Consider the following 20,467-nt stretch of genomic DNA (forward strand, 5'->3'; position numbering starts at 1 on the left):
TATATGCAATAGCCTATCTATTACTTTTCAATTTGTTACCTTTCGTTATCACCAAAAGAAATAACAAGATTCCCAATTATTATTTTGAGTTATAACAAACCTCCTTTATTATGCCGCCAGTTTATTCTTGGACAGGTCTATCTATGGAACTTGCGTACAGTTTTGCAGGATTAGTTGTTGGCTTTATTGTTGGCCTCACCGGTATAGGTGGTGGAGCCTTAATGACGCCTATCCTGATTGTTGTATTCGGAATTCCACCAGTTACAGCTGTAAGCACCGATTTACTATATGCAGCCGTTACAAAATTCGGCGGTACTTTCTCTTATGCAAGAAAGAAACTGATCGAGTGGAAAGTAGTTCTTCTTTTATTGCTAGGCAGCATTCCTGGAAGTTTGTTAACCCTGAACTACCTAAAAGGCCTAGATGGACTAGAACAGATCGAACACATAATGAACATGACCCTAGGTGTGTCATTAGTGTTAACATCCATCGCCGTTTTCTTGCGTAATAAAATTCGCAATCAAGCGATGAAATGGCAGCACACATCAGCCGCAAGCCATGCAAAAAAATGGCGCCCCGCTATTACAGTGTTGATGGGTATTCTACTGGGAGGTCTGGTAACATTGTCGTCGGTTGGCGCTGGGGCCTTAGGTACAGCTATTTTAATCTTGTTATATCCACGTATGAGTATGCCAACCATCGTGGGTTCCGACCTAGTTCATGCCGTTGTGCTTACATCAGTTGCAGGTGCAGGTCATTATGGAATGGGCAATGTTGATCTTAGCCTTCTTCTATACCTACTAATCGGCTCTTTGCCGGGTGTATTTGTGGGAAGCCATCTGGGCACACGATTATCACCAAAAATTATGCAGCCTATTATGGGCTCAATATTATTAGCCATCGGTCTGCGCTTCGTAATCGCAGGTTAAAACCCTAAAAGTGAGGTGTTGCACCCGATTAAGGGTCCAACAAGGGAAAAGTTATGTATCAGTATAACTCTGTCGACCAGAAGCTGGTTGACGAACGTGTTGAGCAATTTAGAGATCAGACTCGCCGCTTCCTAGCAGGCGAACTGCCAGAAGATGACTTTCTAGCACTACGTCTGATGAACGGTTTGTATGTACAACGTCACGCGCCAATGCTGCGTGTAGCGGGCCCATACAATATGTATAACTCAACTCAATTCCGTAAACTGGCTCATATCGCACGTACTTATGACAAGGGCTATGCGCACTTTACTACGCGTACTAACCTGCAGTTTAACTGGCCGAAACTAGAAGAAGTACCTGACATTCTTGCTGAGCTTGCTGAAGTTCAGATGCACTCGATTCAAACGTCTGGTAACTGTATCCGTAATACAACGACGGATCAGTTCGCAGGTGTAATCCCAAATGAGATTGAAGATTCTCGTCCGTACTGTGAAATCATTCGTCAGTGGTCATCACTTCACCCTGAATTTGCGTATCTACCTCGTAAGTTCAAGATTGCGATCTCTTCTTGCGCAAACGACCGTGCAGCGACACAAGTACATGACATCGGCCTTCACATCGTTAAAAACGATGCTGGCGAAGTTGGTTTTGAAGTGCTTGTAGGTGGCGGCCTTGGTCGTACCCCTATGATCGCTAAGCAGATCAATCCATTCCTAGCTAAGGAAGATCTACTTTCTTACCTAGAAGCTATCATCCGTGTTTACAACATGAATGGTCGCCGCGATAACAAATACAAAGCGCGTATCAAAATTTTGGTACAAGCTGTAGGTATCGATAAGTTCCGCGAGCAAGTTGAGGAAGAGTGGGCGCATATTCGCGATACTGATCTTAAACTACCAATGGAAGAGATCGAGCGCGTTAAAGCATTCTTTAAACCATTTGATTACGATGCATCAGCTGCTGCAGATACTTCACTTGAAGCTAAACTGGCAGAGAATGAAGATTTCAACACTTGGTATGAGCGTAACACTGTAGAGCATAAAGTAGATGGTTACCGCATAGCTTATGTATCTCTAAAGCCATACCTCAAACCAGCCGGCGATATCACTGCGGATCAACTAGACCTAGTTGCTGATCTTGCTGACAAATACAGCTTCGGCGAAATTCGTGCTACTCACAACCAAAACTTGGTTTTGGCTGACGTTAAGAAAGCAGACCTATACGCAGTATGGGAAGTGCTTGCAAATGCAGATCTAGCACGTCCAAACATCGGTACACTCACAGACATGACTGTTTGCCCTGGTGGTGACTTCTGTGCGCTAGCTAATGCGCGTACTCTGGGTGTAGCAGATCAGATCAACAAGAAATTTGAAGACATGGACTTTGTTCATGACCTTGGCGATCTAAAACTGAATATGTCAGGCTGCATGAACGCTTGTTCTCACCACCACGTTGGCCACATTGGTATTCTGGGTGTAGATAAGAAAGGTGAAGAGTGGTACCAAATCACCCTAGGTGGTGATGATGGTTCTGATGCAGCACTAGGTAAGGTTATTGGCCGTGCTGTCGCTTCTGAAGAAGTCGCTAACACCCTAGAAAAAGTGCTTGAAGTATACGTTCAGCAGCGCTTTGAGAACGAACGTTTCATTGATACATTCCGTCGTATCGGTATTGCACCATTTAAGGAGTACGTATATGCCCCTGCTAATTAATCGTGAAGTTGTCGCAGACAACTGGACTCTGATCAACGAAGAATCACTTGATCAAACGGGTGACATCATCGTACCGCTAGCGCTTTACTTGGAAAACCAAGAAGCACTTACTAGACGTGAAGGCCAAGTAGCTGTAAAAGTGAATGGTGATGACGATATCGACTTCCTAGTCGAGAACTTAGACAAGTTCCCACTAGTAGCGATCGATTTCCCTGCTTTCCGTGACGGCCGTGGATTTAGTATTGCGCGCCTTCTTGTTCGCGCAGAGTACAAAGGAGAAATCCGTGCAACAGGTGATATTGGTCAAGACCGTTTCGCTTACTTAGAGCGTTGTGGCTTTACAGCAATCGAAATCGCTGATGACGTATTTAAGCCAGAAATGCTTAAGTCTTTCGATGAGATGAGCAACTATTACCAAAGCGCTGCCGATAAAGTACGCGCTGTTTATCACCAGTAATTAATAGTGACGGTGAGGTCCTATTTATGAGTGAGCAAATTACTGCAGAGCTACAAGCAAAGGTTGAAGCCGTTGCAGCTCTACTTAAAAAAGGCTATCAGGATCATGAGGGATCCTTAGTCTTTGCAAATAGCCTAGGTGCTGAAGACGTAGTTATCGCTGACCTTATCAGCAAATTCTGTCCAGAAATCAACAACTTTGTCTTAGACACAGGCCGTCTGCCTGAAGAAACACTTAAGCTTCTTGCTGACGTGCAAAAGCAATACGCCAATGTAACATTCAACGTTTACTACCCTGAAGGTGCGGACGTTGAAGCTTATGTTGCAGAGAACGGTGTTAATGCTTTTTATGAGTCACAAGAGCTACGTAAAGGCTGCTGCTTTGTTCGTAAAATCAAACCACTAAAACGTGCGCTCTCTGGCCATAAAGCTTGGATTACAGGCCTTCGCCGTGAACAGTCTGTCACTCGTGATGAGATCCAGTTCGAAGAGTGGGATGAAGGCAATAATATGCACAAACTTAACCCTCTGGCAGATTGGTCAGAGAAAGAGGTTTGGGCATACATCAAAGCAAATGATGTTCCTTACAACGAACTACATGACAAACACTACCCAAGTATTGGCTGTGCACCATGCACACGTGCAATCTCTATGGGTGAAGATGTACGTTCTGGCCGTTGGTGGTGGGAAAACCCAGAAAACCGTGAATGCGGTTTACACCCAGCAACGCCGCTAAATTTTAAAAAGTAATACCTAAGAGATAGCAGGAAGCTTTCTCTGACAGGAGATCCCCCTGCACCATTCAGTAGATCTGTTTGGTGCAGGATCATCTTAATTCTAAGATGCACCATTTTTTAGCACTGAATATAAGCTCGCCCCAATTCGGTGAATTAGCTCCCTTTCTATACGCCCAAAACCTAAATCTACTGGTAAACTAATAGATATAAATACGGTTGGTTTCAGCTCTGTATAGCTATGCACTTGGCTTTATATAGATAACGATTAAATCAATCATTCTTAGGCATATAGGTTGCATAACTTATTCTTAAATAAAGACAACCGACCTATCAGGTAGATAAAACCTGAGTCATTTTCTGGAGAGATTTTGTGGATTACCTACCGCTATTTTTTAAGCTGACCAATCAGAAAGTCTTGCTTGTAGGTGGAGGAAACATAGCCTTACGTAAAGCGAAATTACTGTGCAGGGCGGGCGCTCATGTCACCGTTATCTCTCATAAGGTATGCGACGATCTACAAGACCTTTTAGATGAAAACCAAGGTACGGCAATTGTTGGTGAGTATCATGCAGCCCTTTTAGACGACAAAACCTTAGTCATCGCTGCTACGGATGATGAGCCACTGAACGAGCGGGTTCATTTCGATGCAGTCGAAAAGAATATTCCAGTGAATGTTGTTGATAGCCCGAAACTTTGCACCTTTGTATTCCCAGCTATTGTCGATCGCTCTCCTATCGTTATAGGCGTGTCATCTGGTGGTAGCGCCCCTGTTCTTGCTCGATTGCTAAGAGCTCGATTAGAAACATGGATTCCAAAATCCTACGGCAAGCTTGCGAGTATCGCGAACCATTTCCGCGATCAGGTAAAAGAGACGTTCAGTACGGTTAACCATCGACGTGTTTTCTGGGAAAACGTGCTGCAGGGCCAAATCGCCGAAAAAGTATTCGCTGGGCGTGATGAAGAAGCGGCAAAAATGATTGCTGATAAACTCTCAAACGAAGACCCAGAACATCAGGTAGGCGAAGTTTACCTTGTCGGCGGAGGCCCTGGAGACCCGGAGTTATTAACATTTAAAGCACTACGCCTGATGCAACAAGCCGATATCGTCCTCTACGATGCGCTTGTTTCCCCAGAAGTGTTAGATCTTTGCCGTCGTGATGCCGATCTGATTTTTGTCGGTAAAAAACGTGATAATCACGCTGTCCCACAAGAAGGTATCAACGAACTTCTAGTAAAGCATGCCAAACTGGGACAGAGAGTTGTACGTTTAAAAGGTGGTGATCCCTTTATCTTTGGGCGCGGTGGCGAAGAGCTACAAACTCTTAAAAAACATAATATCCCTTTCCAAGTGGTACCAGGCATCACAGCCGCTAGTGCTTGCTCAACATTTGCCGGCATTCCGCTGACTCACAGAAACTATGCACAGTCGGTTAAATTTGTAACCGGCCAGCTTAAAAACCGTACGACCGATCTGAACTTTAACGAGTTAGTTCACCCTAACCAAACGGTCGTTTTTTACATGGGTCTACATACCTTGCCTCAACTCGCTGCTAAGATGATTGAGCATGGCAAACCAGCATCTACACCTGCAGCAATCATCTCCCGTGGGACATCAGCAGATCAAAAAGTACTGACCGGTACTTTGGAAACGCTACCTCAGTTACAAGAGGAAGCTAAGCTACCGGCACCAGCTTTGATCATCGTAGGCGAGGTGGTTGAGCTACATGAAAACCTAAGCTGGTTTGGCGAAGAAGTCTTAGCTCAAAACCTAACGCCAGTTAAAGCCGAACCTTAATTTTCTATAGGAAATACGATCAAACCAGTTACCCCCAAATTCTGGGGGTAACTCTATTTAAAACCCGTGGATATCTTTGGTTTAGATCGCCATAGCCCTTGTTATATCTAGCCTCAAAGCAAATGCTGCTTTTCTAAACACTTTGCCAACAACATCACTTCCTTAGCTATTATTCAACCAGATAAACGGCATTGTGAGTAAATTACAAACGGAAATCTGCACTGATATTTATCAGGGAGACGGGGCTATCGCTGACTGAGGTTATCGAGGGGATAAAAACATAGAAGGAAGAAAGTTTGGTCACAGGCAGAATAACCTGCTTTGAGATAAGCGGTTGAGCAATAGCATGGTCAACCGCTCTTATTGAGGCTAACCGCTTACTTTTGGCTATCCATCTGCTTTTTCTTGACCTTATCAAGCAACTCTTCAGTGATACGCTCTAGGCCTTGCTGACGAGCAGCCTTCTCTACCTTATGACGAATTAGCTTACGTACAAAGAAAGGTGCTGCATCTACACGCTGTTTCGCAGCTTCGTCCCACTCTAGTTTGCCTGACATTACTTTTTACCAATTAAGAATTAAAGCCGCACATTATACGCACTCTGGCCTGAACAGAAAACAGACAGTGTCTATTGGGTTTTACTCAGCAATTTACTTTTCCACAGTTAGAAAGGAACTATGCTGTAGATGTATCAATAGATCCTTACAGGGAAATGATCCTGCTTGTCACTACGTGCAGATATTACGTGGAGCTTTATATGTATCGCCTCATCTATAAAAGTGAACCCATTAGCAAAATGGATTGGGAACAAGTCCGCAACATTCTGCACCAAAGCGAGAAAAACAACGAAACAAATGAGATAACAGGTGTCTTACTGGCTTCTCAGCATAACTTTCTTCAAGTAATCGAAGGACGCTATGAATCTGTTAATAAGCTTTTTATGACACTAGTGCACGATCCAAGGCATACGAACATTCAACTTATCTCTTTTGAACTCATCGACAGCCGGCTTTTTGCAGGGTGGGGGATGAAAGGTCTAGGTCTACTCGACTTTAATACCGATCAAGTCGAGCAACTAAAAGCAAAATACGGCGAAGATAAGGGAGATATTCGCTTCCCTCTCGAAGGCTGGAAAGCACTTGCTTTAATCGATGACCTTAAGATGATGCAAGCGCTCCCCGAATGGAAACAAAGCTAATTATTTCTTAAATAAACCCGGTCTAATGGCACGTTTGGATGTATCAGGCTGGTAAGCTTCTACTTGTTCCCGCTTAACTTGTTTTTTACCTTTCGCTGGGCGCTTCTTCATTGGCCGATCAGCAAAGTCTTCAATCTCTATGCGTTTACCGTTCTCGATTCTTGGAACCGGTCTTAATCGAATTTTCTGTTTAATCAGTTGCTCAATACGCTTAAGAAAGTCTCGTTCTGCTGGTGCAACTAGAGAGATCGCTTCGCCACTTTCCCCTGCTCGACCTGTTCGGCCGATACGATGCACATAAGCTTCTGGAACATTCGGCAGGTCGTAATTCACAACGTAAGGTAGAGCCTCGATATCTAAACCTCGCGCTGCAACATCAGTAGCAACCAGAACGTGTAATTCGCCACTTAAAAATTCTTTGAACATGCGCTCACGCTCACGCTGAGTTTTGTCACCATGAATTGCAGCAGCGTAGATATCTTCTTTATTCAGATACTGTACAAGCTCATCAACTCGCTTTTTAGTTCGAGCAAATACTAGGGTTTGGCCCCACTTCTCTTCTTGAATCAGATAACTCAGGATCTCAGACTTATCACTGTTATCCACAGAATAAGCGATCTGCTTCACTTGTTTCGCCGTCGAGTTACGCGGAGAGACTTTGATCTTCTGTGGATTATTGAGGTAAAAGTCGGCTAATACTTCGATGCTTTCATCTGCTGTCGCGGTAAATAAAAGCGTCTGGCGAGGCTCTGCAGCATAATCCATAATCTTTTGAATGGGATCGATAAAGCCCAAATCAAGCATTCGATCCGCCTCGTCCAAGACTAAAAACTCTAGATGATCGAGGTTAATCACTTTTTGCTGTAACAAATCTAACAAACGCCCCGGCGTTGCTACCAGAATATCGGCACCGCGTTTCAGTTTACGAATCTGGTTATCCAGACGTACGCCGCCATAGATAGACATCACACGCATACCTAAAGGACGGCCATACTCCAATGTATTATCTGCCACTTGAATGGCCAGCTCACGCGTAGGCGCTAAAACTAGCGCTCTAACTTGACGGTAGTTTTGTTGCGGCGGTGTTTTACTTAACTTTTCAATGATAGGCAAAGCGAAGCTAGCCGTTTTACCTGTACCCGTTTGCGCTTCCGCTAGTAAATCTTCGCCTTTTAACACTAAAGGGATTGCTTTAGCTTGAATCGGAGTTGGCTGGGTATACCCGAGTTTTTCCAAACCAGTCAGCAGTTCAGGGCATAAATTCAGATCAGAGAAAACAGGGGTAGTCATCGCAACAAAGTACTCACAAGTTATAAGCTGCTCATTTTAACCTAACTTAGAGTGGCCCCGAACATTTTTATAATGTTTACCAATTAACTGAATACCTCGTCTAATCTGCTCTTCCGACTCAGCACAATATCCAATCACCAAACCATTTAATTTCGGCCCCTCTTGGGTATAGCCCGATAATGCTCTTACACCCAAGCCATCTTGTTTTAGCTGTTTAACCAGTCGCTTGTCTTCTATCTCATCTGGCAACCCCAATACCAGATGCATTCCTCCTTCAGCGCCCAAAATAGGCAAGTCAGACAAACAGCTAGCTTTGACCTCTTGAGATAGAATGTTAAGCCGTTTCTGATACAAACCACTCATCTTTTTGAGATGCCGTGCAAAATAGCCTTGCTCCATAAACTCAGCCATCGCCACTTGAGTCACGCCGGATAATCCACCATCCATATAGCGTCGCGCTCTACTAAATAAAGGCACTAAAAGTTCAGGTAGTACCACATAACCTAAACGTATTGCAGGAAACATCGATCGACTAAAAGTCCCGGTATAGATGACCCGTTGATAATCACTGATTGCAAATAGTGAAGAAACAGGATGACCTAAGGCAAACTCTGAATCGTAATCATCCTCTAAAATCCAAGCATCTTCTGCTTCAGCCCAACGAATAACCTCCAACCTTTCTGCAAGCGATATCGTATGCCCTAAAGGAAAGTTACGAGAAGGCGTCAAACTCAATAACGCAGCCTTCTGTTTTAGCGCATCAATTAGAGGAAACTGAACCGTATCAATCTTGCACCCCGCTGCTTTAAAAGCACCAGATATCCCTGGAAACCCCGGAGTTTCAACCACCACCCGATCACCTGAATTAGTGAGTAACTGAGCAACCATATGGATCGCTTGCTGGGAGCCGGAGGTCACCAAAATCTGATCGGCTTTTACCTCTATTCCTCGGTGTCGCAATAAATATTTTGAGATCTGCTCCCGCAGTCTTAAATCACCTGCCGGAGGCGATGACTCTAGTAACTTAAACGATGCGGCTCTCGCTAAACAGCGTTTCCATTGCTCTATCGGAAACTGATCGATTGCGGGTATTCCCGGTTGCAGTAACTTTCGCGTATCTGGATTTAAAGGCGTAAAACCTAAGAATTGCTTTGCATATTCCGAAACCGACAAACCGGGGTCTTGCTTCGTTTTCGAAGGCTTATTTCTCAACACTGACTCAGGTAAGTGAGCGACATAACTCCCTGAACCTGTCACCGTTTCAACATAACCCTCGGCAACTAACATTTCATAGGCAGTTTTAACTGTATTACGGGCAACACCAAGCGCACTCGATAACTCACGAGTTGCAGGTAAACGAGTACCACCCACCAGCGCCCCCTGCAAAATAGCCAACTGCAGACGTTTAAAAATAACCTGATAACGAGCCCCCTCATCAACGCTTTCAGGGGACTTAAGAATGTTTAGCAGCTGCGCACTCAACAAAATTGGGCCCATTAAATATACAAATATTGGATCTCACATAGACCAATTATAACCATTACTCTTCCACCATCTAAACCAATCAACCCATAAATATGAGGAGGACAAGCAGATGAGTCACTTTACCCCTACGCCAAAAACACAGGTTAAACGTGGGTTGAAAAAAGCGACCTATAATCAAGAAACAATTTATCAGATCATGGATGAAGCACTTGTCTGCCATGTTTCATGCAATTGGCGCGAGCAAACAATGATTCAACCAACACTCCACTGGCGCGAAGGCGATTACCTCTATATCCACGGTTCAAGTAAAAATGGTTTGTTCCAAGCATTACTCGCCGGAGAGGAAGCAGCAATAGGAATTACCTTGCTGGATGGATTAGTGTTTGCGCGGTCTGCTTTCCACCATTCAGTCAACTTTCGAAGTGTAATCATGTATGGCAAGGCTAAGCTAATCGAAGAAGAACAGGAAAAGCGTCGACAATTAGACTTGATGCTAGAAAAGGTCAAAACCGGAAGATCACAAGAAGCGAGACAGGCCAATGATGTCGAGCTCAAAGCCACTGCGGTTTTGGAATTTAAAATCGAGCAAGTTTCAGCAAAAGTTAGAACCGGAGCACCTGTGGATGAACCTGAAGATATGGAATTGGATGTTTGGGCGGGTGTTCAACCTATCCGCCAAGTATTCGATGAGATTATTTACGAATAGGTAGATCTATATGAAAGGTTTTACAGCGCTATGCTGTAAAACCTTCACTTACCTAGCCATTTGAATGGCTAGCTAGATAACGCGGTCTTAATATTGATCTCACCTTCCAAGGTTTTATGAACGGGGCATCGATCTGCAATATCAAGCAAACGTTGTCGCTCTTCCTCAGATAAGTCACCGATCAGCGTTATACGCCTCACAAACTGATCTACTTTGCCCCCTGATTGTTCACAGCTAGAACAATCCTCTGCATGGATTTTGTCATGGATAACATCCACCTGCACATGCTCCAGTGGCAACTGTTTATGACGCGCGTACATGCGAATCGTCATTGAGGTACAAGCCCCTAAACCAGCAGCAACTAATTGGTAAGGTGTGGAGCCTAGATGATTACCGCCATAACTCACCGGTTCATCTGCAATTATATGGTGACCTGCTGCGCTGATATCCTGAGTAAAACTCTCCGGATCAGCTTCACTTACCCGAACAACACCCTCAGGGGCATTCATCTGTTTTGGTAACAGTTCAACGTCTATATAACGCTGCACCCAAGTTGAAATCACTTCAGCGGTATACTCGGCATCCTCAACACGCGTAAGCAGATGATCAGCATTATCTAGGGTGATAAAGCTTTTGGGGTGTTTAGCCATTTGGAATATACGTGCGGCATTATCCAAACTTACGGTTACATCCATGGGTGCATGCAGCACCAGTAGCGCTTTTTTCAGATGCTTAACCTTAGTCTCTAAGGATACATCTGAAATATCGTCTATAAATTCACGGCGAATGGTAAATGCCCTACCACCCAGCTCCACTTCTGCCGAACCTTGGTTACAGATTGTATTTACATGATCACCAAAATTATGAATAACATGTCCAGGTTCAGCTGGAGCACCAATCGTAACTACAGCTTTCGCCTCTGCTATTCTATCTGCCGCAGCCAAAACTGCGGCACCACCCAGAGAGTGACCTATCAACAATTGCGGTGCCTGATAGTTTTCTCGTAAGTAATCAGCCGCTAATGCCAGATCGGCTACGTTAGAACTAAACCCCGTATTTGCAAATTCCCCACCCGAATGCCCCAAACCGGTAAAATCAAAACGAAGCACAGCGATCCCTAAAGATGCTAGACGTTGAGCTATTCGCCTAGCGGCAGGTATATCTTTGGAACAGGTAAAACAGTGCGCAAACAATGCATAAGCAGCAGGTTTGCCAACGGGTAGATCCAAGCGAGCCGCTAGCACTGATCCATCGTGGCCTTTAAATTCTAAACGCTCTGTTTTCATGTTCATTCCTCACAAACTCAACCAATATAGAAACAGTATTCATCAAGCATTCAACAAGCTCCATTTGCTTCTCTCTATAGATTGGATAGGTAAGATTTATGACCTAAGGTTTTAAAAATTGTTCAAGCACTTAGGCTAAAGAGACTGAGAAAAGCTCACTATTAAATAGTAATAGCTAAATGGAATGCTGTTGGATACCTGCCTATATTGAAAATAACACTCGCAGGCAGATGAGTCAGAGATGAAGCTATTTACAGGGATCTTACTTTGTTGCTTTTGCTTACCGGCATATTCTCTCGATGTATTTTTTGTTCATAGCTATCACCATGCCTACCCTTGGGTTCAGGAATACTATACCGCGTTCAAAGATCGCTTAGACACCGCAAGTTTAGAAGACTATCAAATGGATACTAAACGTATCCCGCATCGAGATTTTCAAACGAAAGCAAACGAGGCAATCCAACTTATCCAACAAAAAAAACCGAAAGTGGTGGTCGTATCAGATGACAACGCTCTTCGCTTAGTTGGCAAACCTGCGCTTCAACAAGGGTATAAGGTTGTTTTTCTAGGGATAAATGGTAATCCAAGGCTTGTTCTTCCACTCACAACTAACCTTGCAGGCGTACTAGAGCGCCCTCTTTTAAAACGTTCCGTAGCGGAGCTTACACGCATAGTGCCTAAATTAAGAAGAATCCTAGTATTGATGGATGATGGCCCTACAACTACAGCTATTATTAACACATCTTTCGATTCTAAGATGCGTCAAGAGATTGCAGGCGTACAAGTCAATGTCAGACGCTTCAAACACCTTCAGGAATGGCAAACTGAGATTGAACAAAGCAAAGCTAAAGGCTACGACCTGATCATTATCGCCAATTACGCAAAGTTATTGGATAACAATGGAGTCGCGGTAGAGCTAGATGTAACGAGCCGCTGGAGTAGCCAACGCTCACAAATCCCCTTATTCGGTTTCTGGGGATACTCTATAGGCGAGGGTAAAGCAGTAGGCGGGCTCGTCCTCTCAGGCGCCGATCAAGGCAGATCCAGTGCAGAGATAGTCAATCATTATCTTAGAGAACAACGTTTCCCTAATCCGCCTATCGTTACTCCCAAGAAAGGACGATATCTCTTTTCAAAGTCAGAACTTAAACGTTGGCAACTTAAGCTACCTACTGATATCGAGCGTCAGGTTGAGTGGATGAACTAATCTATAGGTCTACTCGGCGCAAAGAATCACACTCAATCTCCAAGGCGTACGACTACCTCGGTTATCCATAAAAACGATAGGTAACTGACCATTAACTGATTTTAACTGACGATGAATAACTTCACGTTCGGCATATTCAGGATGATCAAAGTCAATAATGACTGTAGCTTTCCCACTTAACTCTTCTTCTGCGACCTCTTTATATAGAGTAGGCCCCCAAGATTTATATTTACTCTCTCCAAATTCACCATGTTCAGATATTACTGCATGCGATTTCTGAAGTAGCAGAATCAGTTGTTCATTACGTATATCCTTTTCACAGATAAAAAAGTCGATATCCGTATTACTTGCATTCTCTAAAGTACGTTCAGTTAAATCTGTATTTAGTTTGGGAGCTATAAAAGGGGGGGATTTCGCATTAGGACCTTCAAAATATTCTTTTAGCCCTTCTTTTGTTTCTTGGTCTTTAATCAGATTAGTCCCAACCAAAAATTCTAAAAAAGCCTGCCGTTCCTTTTCTGTTTTTTGCGAAAGCGCTAAGGAGATTACACTGGAGTCTAACTTGGTTCGTTCAAGCTCAATTTTAGATTCCGCTTCTAACCATCCCCCAACCACAGTACCAGCAAGAGCAAAAACACCAGTAAGGATTATTGTCCATAACTTTCCATTCATTCCCTCTGACATAGCCTTCATCCATAAAGTTTACGATTCACTTTTAAACAGTATGCTTACATCCTTATATGGTCAATATGAAACCAACCGAAACAATTCCATGCATTTAAAAATAGAGTGTATAAAAAAGGCCGAGCATATTGCACAGCCTTTACTAACAACAGAACATTTTTACTATTCAGTTGTATTAATAAACTCCCAAGTAACAGAAGCTTCCATCTTAGTTGCATTATCTAGCCCAATAACCATATCAACCACATGAGGGCCATTTCCTAATTCCTGAACTAAACGGTTACCAAATCCAGCACAACGAAGTGTTTTTTGCTGAAGTTCATTTCCACCAAGAATACAGTTACTAAGCACGTTGGTTATATCAACATTACCAACCGAAGCAGAAAAATCAATTACTTGATTCGGCCCAGTAACTACAGCTGCAAAGTCAAAATTTTGGGTACTAATAAACTCGCCTGAGCTAGGATGAAGACTTAGTTTAGTTGGTGTTTCTTCAGAGACTAGGATCACTTGATCAGCCGAGCTGTACGCTAATCCTGAATCCCCCCACAATACTAAATTATCAGTATCTGACCCGCCGTAAAATTCTGCTTTTTCAAAAGTATAAGTTGTTTTGGCAAAGGTTTGGATTTCACCATTATCTAGGAAATACACTTTGTCACGATTTGAATCTACGGCTACATCATCTGCAAAACTTACATTGGCAAAAGAACCTAATTGGATGCCTGTGACAGAATCAATTGCATCACCCGAAGTCGAATAAACAACACCATCATGAAACTCTATATCAACCCGATAACCAGAGATTGCTGTTTGTTTTGTATCTAGAGTGGTGACCCCAGTTTCATGAACATCCATTGTTCGGAAACCGAATTCAGAAGTTTCGTTATTGTATCCGTATAACACACTCGGCGAATAACCAAATTCAATTACATTGCTTCCAGTATGACTACTTGTCGTTTCCGCCAACTTAACACCATTATCAAATATAGCAACGCCCCCATGACGCGGGGTAACTGCAGTACGTTTCAAAGAAACGGCTATTAAGTCAGGATTACCCGGCTGCACTTCAATATCTTCAGCATATAGCGGGCCAAAATGGGGATCATCACCTAGAGCGATTGGAGAGCGAGCTGTCATAGTAGGTATATGATAAGGAACTACACTAGCTGAACCACTAAGCCCAATATATAGGTACTCGCCATCATCTGATACTGCTAGCGCACCAGGTTCACTACCTACATATACAAACGATCCAATTGCCCCTGTTACAGGATCAATAGTTACAATCGAATTTCCATTAGTACCCTGAGAACCAGGAATACTAGCGTATATTTTTTCATCAACCGGATTATAAATGAGATCGTTAGTCACTAAATCTATATGGCGAACTTCGTCAGCATTTGATATTGAAGTTTGAGTAGCTATACCGGCTAGAATTGCATATGACAAATAGCTTTTCAGTTTTTTCATTTCTAAGTCCTTTTAAAGATACAAGTCTGTTGCTGTTTAAAAGTAGTTAATCACTTTTCATGTCAAATATTGGCCATCGCCGCAGAGTATGGACGACTCAGCTCCCAATAAACAAGGGAGATTTGCCCAATCACTTAAACTGCTGGTTCTATAGCAATAAAAACAGAAGACAATATCATTATGGACTAGCAATACTGGCTGGAGAATTCCGGGAGAACGTTCCAGAAAGGTTCAGCAAAGCGGCTTAAGTAACCTGAGAGTATCAAAGTCCATTTAATAGATTCCATTTTAAGTGTTAACTAACACTCTTGATGACCAATATACAGAATATAAATGACAAATGAAATCCAAACGACTCAAACTACTCTTTGTTATAGCAGCTATTTAAGCTGCGGAATTTTCTACTTTTTCAGCTTTGATAAAGGCTTTTTTACGCGTAATTATCCATCCCAACACTGGCAGTAGCATCAATGCTAACTGAGCACCGATTGATTCCAGCGTAGGGAACAAACCCAACCAGCTAACAGTCGGTGCTGATTCAAGGTAAGTACTTCCTATCCATCCAGCCACCTGCAATTCGAGTGTCGCCTTGCCGGCAAAGATGATTGAAAGGCTGTACAGAAGTGCTGCTGTTCCAGTGAAGAACTGTTTAAGTGGTAATTTCACAGACAGCTGGAAGATCAATACATAGACTGCTAACAACGCTACCACCGCACATGCAAACCCTGCCATAATGGCATCAAGTTCGCCTCCAGAATCGCTAATCAAAGCTTGATAGAACAAGATCGTTTCCGCACCTTCTCGATACACTGCAAAGAAAGCAACAGAGATAACTGCCCATAAACTTCCTTGGCCTATAGCTTGACCTAAACGATCATTGATATACCCCTGCCATTGTTGCATCTCTCTTCGCGCAAAGAGCCATGCGCTCACATAACTTAGCAACACAGCAGCCACCAGCATGGTCAAACCTTCTAAGGTTTCACGAGCAGCACCACTGTTTTGAATAAGTTTGTTTAAGGCAATAGCCGTAAGGATACTGGCACCCAAAGCTGCCAAAGCACCAAGCCAGATTAGATTAACCTTATCCCCTGCTCCCGCTTTACGGAGATAGGTCACAAGCGCAGCGACTACCAATAAAGCTTCGATCCCTTCTCGTAGTAGAATCAAGAAAGATTGAACAAGTAGTTCGGTAAAGCTAGCAGAAGCACTATCGATCATCGGAGCGACTTCTAATAACGCTTTCAAGTCCTGCCATTGGTTTTGCACTTCGGTTACAGGCTTTCCTGTAACCGCACTGTTAATAAGTCGGCTAAAAGAAAGCTCTATCTGTAACATAGCATCGGTATCAGCTTGGCCTACTGCAAATTCCAATCCTTGTCCTTCAAAATGCCCAAAATAGAGCTGCGAGAAGCGGTTACCAAAATCGATCGCTTGTTCAGGCTGATATTCCTCTGCTGCTTTATCTCCCGCACTTATCAGGTGCAACATAATGGCTGGATAATCACTAGCTGCCTGCGCCGCTGTACCAATAGAAGCACAGAATAGAATTACCCAAATTTTAAATATTCTCATCGTCATATCATCGCTACCAAACGTTTTACGTCTCGCACAAAAAGTGCCTTCCCTTCTGCTGTGTCTTGTTGACCATAACGTACCGCCAAGTACTGATTAACGACCTGTTCCAGAGCAGGATATAGCTCTGGCTTTTCAACTTTTACCCGATTCAACCACTGGCTTGGACATTCGCCGTCTAAACAAGCTAGATCCAACTTACCAAACCGTTCATTTAACTGATCAAAAGCACGACTAACAGGGTCAACTTTCGCTTTCTTAACGTGTAAAAAGAGCGCATAGACGATCGCTAAAAGCACTAAGCCCAATACACTCAAGGCAAGGAGGTTTTTCCAATCGACTTTGCGTAAACCAGACTTTTTAAGAAGCTCAACTTGACGATCAGGGTTGTAATTTAAAACCCAAGTTTCCACACCCGAGCTTAGTTTTTTCAGCCAGCTCCAACTGGAGGTAGATTGCTTCTCCGTGTCTTTAACTGATTTAGACTTAGCTTGAGATTTTTCAGCTACAGGAGCAGCTGTCGGTTTCGCTTCGGCCGACTGAGTTTGCTTCTTCGTCTTAATCTTAGATTTCGGTGCGGCTGACTTCTCTGGTGGTACGACTAGGTCTTTGCTTTCGATACGCTGCCATCCTATATCATCACTCCAAGCTTCAACCCAAACGTGGGCATGTTCCTGCTTAACTACGACAAAGTCAGTCAGCGCTATTAAACTCCCCCCGCGATAGCCACTAATCAGACGTGTAGGAATACCAGCAGCCCTAAGAATCATTGCGGTACTAGAAGCTAGATGCTCGATCGTTCCAGTTTTTTCATCAAAGAAATATTGATCAAGACTGTGAGCACTTTCCTCAATATCTGAGGTTAGCGACATTTGATAGCCATTTGAGGCGAGATGGGTGTACAACACATCGATCTTTTCTTGATCGGTACCGTATTTAACCGCCAACTCCTCACCAAAAGCTTTCAAACGCGGGTTAGAATTTTCTGGATAAGTTAAATACGCTGCAAATTCCTGTTCAGAAGGTTTGCGACCGCCACTGTATTCCAGCCAAGCAAAGATATCGTATTTAAATTCCCAGCTAACTTTACGAATACCTAACAACTGCATATCTTTCGATATTAGTGCTTCAGGTGTTTGGCCTGTCGGTAGATCTAAGGCATATAACCAATGCCCAGCATGAGGAGAAACTCGAGCTTCGTAATGGACCTTATCACGCTTACTGGTTAGAACTTGCTCCACTGCTTCTTGTCCGCGGTAAGAACCCTTAAGCAGATTACTTCGCTTATCCCAATTATCCGGTAAACTCCAACTGACTCCGTCATAGTCGCTAAAGACCGGGCCTCGCCAATACATACGGCTCTTATAGGGCACATAACCACTAAATTCGGCGACTAATACTGGTGTATCACTACGTTTTAAGCGACTCACCTCACCGGCTTTGAGTGATCCCTTTAGGCCAATATCTGTAGCATCTTGATCGATTGCCAGCTCAATAGGTAAACCAATGGCTAAGCCTAAATCCCACAATGGCCCCTGTATCCGAGGCATAGTGATAAACAGCACTACCGTAATCGGTAATAGAGCTATGGAAATAAGACCACTTTTCTTCAACAACTGTCCCGCTGATAGACGTGCTTCAAAATCATTTATGGCAATTAAACAGGTGATCATCAAAACACCCGTCATCATTAAAAATGCCATTGCAGGTAAGCTAGGTAGGTAGAGGCTACTCAAAGCCGCTAACAAGGTACTCGCCAGAGTAACGACCCTATATTCACGAAGCGTATTCGACTCAGCCCATTTTAAAATTAATACCGCATATAGGACTGAAAGAACGGCTGTCGCATTGAACCAGCCTTTGCCATTTAGGTGAATGAGGGAGATACAACCTAATAAGCAGGTGATCAGAACTACCCAGCGTATAACAGGCTTATGTTTAATTTGCTGATGGGTAGCGATAACGGCAACAGAACCAAGTAAGAGAACAAAGCTAATGTGCCCCCATGCAGGAAGAGCGCTTAACAGTAATAAAATAAGGCTCAATAATTGAGCACGAGAGGAGAAAAAGCCGATCACGACACGACCTCCTCTGGCATCATGGCTAACTCACTTAAACACTGCTGGGCGTGCTGACCTGTTCGATTAGGATCGATCTCCTTGGCCGGTAGTCTCAAACCAAACTCTCGACCCGCTTGCTGGCACTCCAGTACCCAATGGCAAAGGCAGCTGATTCGGCTCTCATAATCCAAGCCTTGAGTATTGTTCCAATCCAGCCACAAGCTAGGGTCACCATCAGCACCATCAAAATGCTTAACCTGCAGTTGACCTCTACGTGCTACTGCGCGCCAATCAATGCGTTTTAAGTTATCCCCAGCTTGGTACTCGCGAAGTCCATCTAGCTCCTCTGCTTCTGATTGGGAATGCGCTGCACTTCCACTCGCAGGCTGATCTAATGCTGCAAGATCTTGCGCTTCGGGATAGATTAAAACTTCAGGTAACTGCGCTATTTTTCGTTTAAAGGTAAATAAGCCTAAGGGCCAAATACAGCTCATTTCTAATGGCTGCTCTATCGACAAACCTCTCTTATCAGTATTGAGGTCTAAATTCCAAATTTGAGTTGTATCAGCAGGTAGGTGGAAGTAACGATCGCTGCCATTTAGCTCGATATAAAGGTGGTCAGAACCCACCAGATCTTTAACCGATATTTGATAATTAATTTTTTGGCCTAAATGAACAGGCTTAACCCGAACATTAACGACTTCTATGCCATTCATATTGCGGATCACAAACCAGACAGAAAGAAGGAATGCCGCCATTAGGAAAAAGCACAAAGTAAAAATCAGGTTATTACTGAAATTAATCGCTATCAGTAACAGCGCAAACAGCATCAGCAAAAAACCGATGCCTAAACCTGTTGGAGCTATACGCCAGCCTTTCATCGTGGAACAGCAACCTGTTCTAAAATTAGCTGACCATTTTCCAGTGGACTACAAGCACCGCTAATACGTTGTAAACGATGACCTGCAACATAAGGAAAAACAGCTTGAATATGCGCAGGCAACAGGTGTTCTGAACCTTCCAACCATGCCCAAGCTTTAGCTGCGTTTAGCAATGCTAAACCTGCACGTGTGGATAAGCCATTGGTGAAATGATTACTTTCACGGCTGAACTGCAGTAATTCATACAGGTTAGCCAACGCGGTTTCACTACATCCAACGCCGCTTGCTTGCTTCTGATATTGCTCTAGCTGTTCAATATCGATCAGGCTTTCAACCTGATTCAGCAGGTCACGTCGACTTTCTCCTGCTAATATCTCTAACTCCGCAGCCTTCACTGGATACCCCATTTGAATCCGCATTAGAAAACGATCCAATTGAGACTCAGGCAAAGGCGCAGTACCGATCTGTTCAGCTGGGTTTTGAGTCGCTATAACAAAGAACGGGTTGGGTAACTTACGTGTCTCACCCTCTAGACTGACCTGTCGCTCCTCCATCGCTTCTAACAACGCACTTTGTGTTTTAGGCGTCGCGCGATTGATCTCGTCAGCTAAAAGAAACTGGGTAAACACAGGTCCTTCAACGAAATGGAAAGACTGACTTTGCGCTTGGTAGATTGATGCACCAAGCAGGTCTGCAGGTAACAGATCATTGGTGAATTGAACCCGGTTATAATCCAATCCAAGCACTTTCGCTAAGGAATGAGAAAGTACAGTTTTACCCATCCCCGGAAGATCTTCTAAAAGCAGATGCCCATTAGCCAATAAGCAGGTAAGCGACAATTTAATTTGTAACTCTTTACCCAGAATCAGCTGATTTAACTGCTGGTAAACCGGCTGTAATTCACTTCGAACGGACTGCGTTTCTAAGTGCAAATTTAATGAGGTCACTATCACTGCTCCAAAGGCTGCTTATTTCAGGCAATAAAAAAACGCC

General features: G+C 43.6%; 18 protein-coding genes. 8 read left to right on the top strand and 10 right to left on the bottom strand.

All coding sequences use genetic code 11. From position 1 onward, the window contains the following. Positions 1 to 143 precede the first annotated feature (143 nt). The 5 genes from ACMXYX_RS13185 to cysG all read left to right on the top strand — a co-directional run bounded on the left by ACMXYX_RS13185 (position 144) and on the right by cysG (position 5,629). On the top strand, positions 144 to 929 hold the full coding sequence (locus ACMXYX_RS13185; protein ID WP_415882093.1) for a sulfite exporter TauE/SafE family protein: 786 nt from the start codon (positions 144 to 146) through the stop codon (positions 927 to 929). Positions 930 to 982: 53 nt separating this feature from the next. Further along, the gene (locus tag ACMXYX_RS13190) at positions 983 to 2,641 is read left to right on the top strand and encodes a nitrite/sulfite reductase (protein WP_415882094.1); all 1,659 of its coding nucleotides are present in this window, start codon (positions 983 to 985) and stop codon (positions 2,639 to 2,641) included. Beyond that, the gene (locus ACMXYX_RS13195; RefSeq protein WP_415896794.1) at positions 2,625 to 3,098 is read left to right on the top strand and encodes a DUF934 domain-containing protein; all 474 of its coding nucleotides are present in this window, start codon (positions 2,625 to 2,627) and stop codon (positions 3,096 to 3,098) included. The genes ACMXYX_RS13190 and ACMXYX_RS13195 overlap by 17 nt, the downstream gene beginning before the upstream one ends. A 26-nt stretch (positions 3,099 to 3,124) precedes the next feature. Continuing rightward, positions 3,125 to 3,847, top strand: coding sequence for a phosphoadenylyl-sulfate reductase (locus tag ACMXYX_RS13200; protein WP_415896795.1), 723 nt, complete (start codon positions 3,125 to 3,127; stop codon positions 3,845 to 3,847). A 357-nt stretch (positions 3,848 to 4,204) separates the two neighbouring features. After that, the gene (cysG, locus tag ACMXYX_RS13205; protein ID WP_415896796.1) at positions 4,205 to 5,629 is read left to right on the top strand and encodes a siroheme synthase CysG; all 1,425 of its coding nucleotides are present in this window, start codon (positions 4,205 to 4,207) and stop codon (positions 5,627 to 5,629) included. Positions 5,630 to 6,006: 377 nt separating this feature from the next. Here cysG and ACMXYX_RS13210 read toward each other — a convergent pair whose 3' ends face one another. Further along, entirely contained in the window at positions 6,007 to 6,186 is a 180-nt protein-coding gene (locus ACMXYX_RS13210; protein WP_415882098.1) for a PCP reductase family protein, read from the bottom strand. Positions 6,187 to 6,386: 200 nt separating this feature from the next. Between ACMXYX_RS13210 and ACMXYX_RS13215 the strand changes: the two genes are divergently transcribed. Beyond that, a complete protein-coding gene (locus ACMXYX_RS13215) occupies positions 6,387 to 6,827 on the top strand; it encodes a BLUF domain-containing protein (protein ID WP_415896797.1) in 441 nt (146 codons plus the stop codon). Here ACMXYX_RS13215 and ACMXYX_RS13220 read toward each other — a convergent pair whose 3' ends face one another. Next, a complete protein-coding gene (locus ACMXYX_RS13220) occupies positions 6,828 to 8,117 on the bottom strand; it encodes a DEAD/DEAH box helicase (RefSeq protein WP_415882100.1) in 1,290 nt (429 codons plus the stop codon). A 36-nt stretch (positions 8,118 to 8,153) separates the two neighbouring features. Then, entirely contained in the window at positions 8,154 to 9,614 is a 1,461-nt protein-coding gene (locus tag ACMXYX_RS13225) for a PLP-dependent aminotransferase family protein (protein ID WP_415906086.1), read from the bottom strand. Between the two features lie 97 nt (positions 9,615 to 9,711). On the opposite strand from ACMXYX_RS13225, the gene ACMXYX_RS13230 reads away from it, so the two are divergent. Then, on the top strand, positions 9,712 to 10,308 hold the full coding sequence (locus ACMXYX_RS13230) for a pyridoxamine 5'-phosphate oxidase family protein (RefSeq protein ID WP_415896800.1): 597 nt from the start codon (positions 9,712 to 9,714) through the stop codon (positions 10,306 to 10,308). Positions 10,309 to 10,376: 68 nt separating this feature from the next. Here ACMXYX_RS13230 and ACMXYX_RS13235 read toward each other — a convergent pair whose 3' ends face one another. Continuing rightward, entirely contained in the window at positions 10,377 to 11,594 is a 1,218-nt protein-coding gene (locus ACMXYX_RS13235; protein WP_415882103.1) for an alpha/beta fold hydrolase, read from the bottom strand. A gap of 241 nt (positions 11,595 to 11,835) precedes the next feature. On the opposite strand from ACMXYX_RS13235, the gene ACMXYX_RS13240 reads away from it, so the two are divergent. Next, entirely contained in the window at positions 11,836 to 12,801 is a 966-nt protein-coding gene (locus ACMXYX_RS13240) for an ABC transporter substrate-binding protein (RefSeq protein WP_415896801.1), read from the top strand. 9 nt (positions 12,802 to 12,810) lie between these two features. On the opposite strand, the gene ACMXYX_RS13245 is transcribed toward ACMXYX_RS13240, so the two are convergent. The 6 genes from ACMXYX_RS13245 to ACMXYX_RS13270 all read right to left on the bottom strand — a co-directional run bounded on the left by ACMXYX_RS13245 (position 12,811) and on the right by ACMXYX_RS13270 (position 20,421). Then, positions 12,811 to 13,473 carry a hypothetical protein gene (locus ACMXYX_RS13245; protein ID WP_415906087.1) on the bottom strand — a complete coding sequence of 221 codons (663 nt, stop codon included), beginning with the start codon at positions 13,471 to 13,473 and terminating at the stop codon, positions 12,811 to 12,813. Positions 13,474 to 13,647: 174 nt separating this feature from the next. Next, positions 13,648 to 14,958: a YncE family protein gene (locus ACMXYX_RS13250; RefSeq protein ID WP_415896803.1), complete on the bottom strand. Its 1,311-nt coding sequence runs from the start codon at positions 14,956 to 14,958 to the stop codon at positions 13,648 to 13,650. A gap of 384 nt (positions 14,959 to 15,342) precedes the next feature. Further along, on the bottom strand, positions 15,343 to 16,533 hold the full coding sequence (locus ACMXYX_RS13255; RefSeq protein ID WP_415896805.1) for an FTR1 family iron permease: 1,191 nt from the start codon (positions 16,531 to 16,533) through the stop codon (positions 15,343 to 15,345). 2 nt (positions 16,534 to 16,535) lie between these two features. Then, positions 16,536 to 18,611, bottom strand: a complete 2,076-nt coding sequence (locus ACMXYX_RS13260; protein WP_415896806.1) for a transglutaminaseTgpA domain-containing protein — start codon at positions 18,609 to 18,611, stop codon at positions 16,536 to 16,538. After that, the gene (locus ACMXYX_RS13265; RefSeq protein WP_415896807.1) at positions 18,608 to 19,474 is read right to left on the bottom strand and encodes a DUF58 domain-containing protein; all 867 of its coding nucleotides are present in this window, start codon (positions 19,472 to 19,474) and stop codon (positions 18,608 to 18,610) included. The genes ACMXYX_RS13260 and ACMXYX_RS13265 overlap by 4 nt, the downstream gene beginning before the upstream one ends. Further along, entirely contained in the window at positions 19,471 to 20,421 is a 951-nt protein-coding gene (locus tag ACMXYX_RS13270) for an AAA family ATPase (protein WP_415896808.1), read from the bottom strand. The genes ACMXYX_RS13265 and ACMXYX_RS13270 overlap by 4 nt, the downstream gene beginning before the upstream one ends. Positions 20,422 to 20,467: the final 46 nt, after the last annotated feature.

The organism is Neptuniibacter sp. QD72_48, from assembly GCF_047778065.1.
Taxonomy (GTDB): domain Bacteria; phylum Pseudomonadota; class Gammaproteobacteria; order Pseudomonadales; family Balneatricaceae; genus Neptuniibacter.

Excerpts from the sequence above, each read along its gene's own strand:
- ACMXYX_RS13200 (WP_415896795.1), top strand. The coding sequence starts at position 3,125 with ATGAGTGAGCAAATTACTGCAGAGCTACAAGCAAAGGTTGAAGCCGTT.
- ACMXYX_RS13190 (WP_415882094.1), top strand. The coding sequence starts at position 983 with ATGTATCAGTATAACTCTGTCGACCAGAAGCTGGTTGACGAACGTGTT.
- ACMXYX_RS13235 (WP_415882103.1), bottom strand. The coding sequence starts at position 11,594 with ATGAAAACAGAGCGTTTAGAATTTAAAGGCCACGATGGATCAGTGCTA.
- ACMXYX_RS13255 (WP_415896805.1), bottom strand. The coding sequence starts at position 16,533 with ATGAGAATATTTAAAATTTGGGTAATTCTATTCTGTGCTTCTATTGGT.
- ACMXYX_RS13185 (WP_415882093.1), top strand. The coding sequence starts at position 144 with ATGGAACTTGCGTACAGTTTTGCAGGATTAGTTGTTGGCTTTATTGTT.
- ACMXYX_RS13195 (WP_415896794.1), top strand. The coding sequence starts at position 2,625 with ATGCCCCTGCTAATTAATCGTGAAGTTGTCGCAGACAACTGGACTCTG.
- ACMXYX_RS13240 (WP_415896801.1), top strand. The coding sequence starts at position 11,836 with ATGAAGCTATTTACAGGGATCTTACTTTGTTGCTTTTGCTTACCGGCA.
- ACMXYX_RS13250 (WP_415896803.1), bottom strand. The coding sequence starts at position 14,958 with ATGAAAAAACTGAAAAGCTATTTGTCATATGCAATTCTAGCCGGTATA.
- ACMXYX_RS13230 (WP_415896800.1), top strand. The coding sequence starts at position 9,712 with ATGAGTCACTTTACCCCTACGCCAAAAACACAGGTTAAACGTGGGTTG.
- ACMXYX_RS13215 (WP_415896797.1), top strand. The coding sequence starts at position 6,387 with ATGTATCGCCTCATCTATAAAAGTGAACCCATTAGCAAAATGGATTGG.
- ACMXYX_RS13245 (WP_415906087.1), bottom strand. The coding sequence starts at position 13,473 with ATGAATGGAAAGTTATGGACAATAATCCTTACTGGTGTTTTTGCTCTT.
- ACMXYX_RS13210 (WP_415882098.1), bottom strand. The coding sequence starts at position 6,186 with ATGTCAGGCAAACTAGAGTGGGACGAAGCTGCGAAACAGCGTGTAGAT.
- ACMXYX_RS13225 (WP_415906086.1), bottom strand. The coding sequence starts at position 9,614 with ATGGGCCCAATTTTGTTGAGTGCGCAGCTGCTAAACATTCTTAAGTCC.
- ACMXYX_RS13265 (WP_415896807.1), bottom strand. The coding sequence starts at position 19,474 with ATGAAAGGCTGGCGTATAGCTCCAACAGGTTTAGGCATCGGTTTTTTG.
- ACMXYX_RS13220 (WP_415882100.1), bottom strand. The coding sequence starts at position 8,117 with ATGACTACCCCTGTTTTCTCTGATCTGAATTTATGCCCTGAACTGCTG.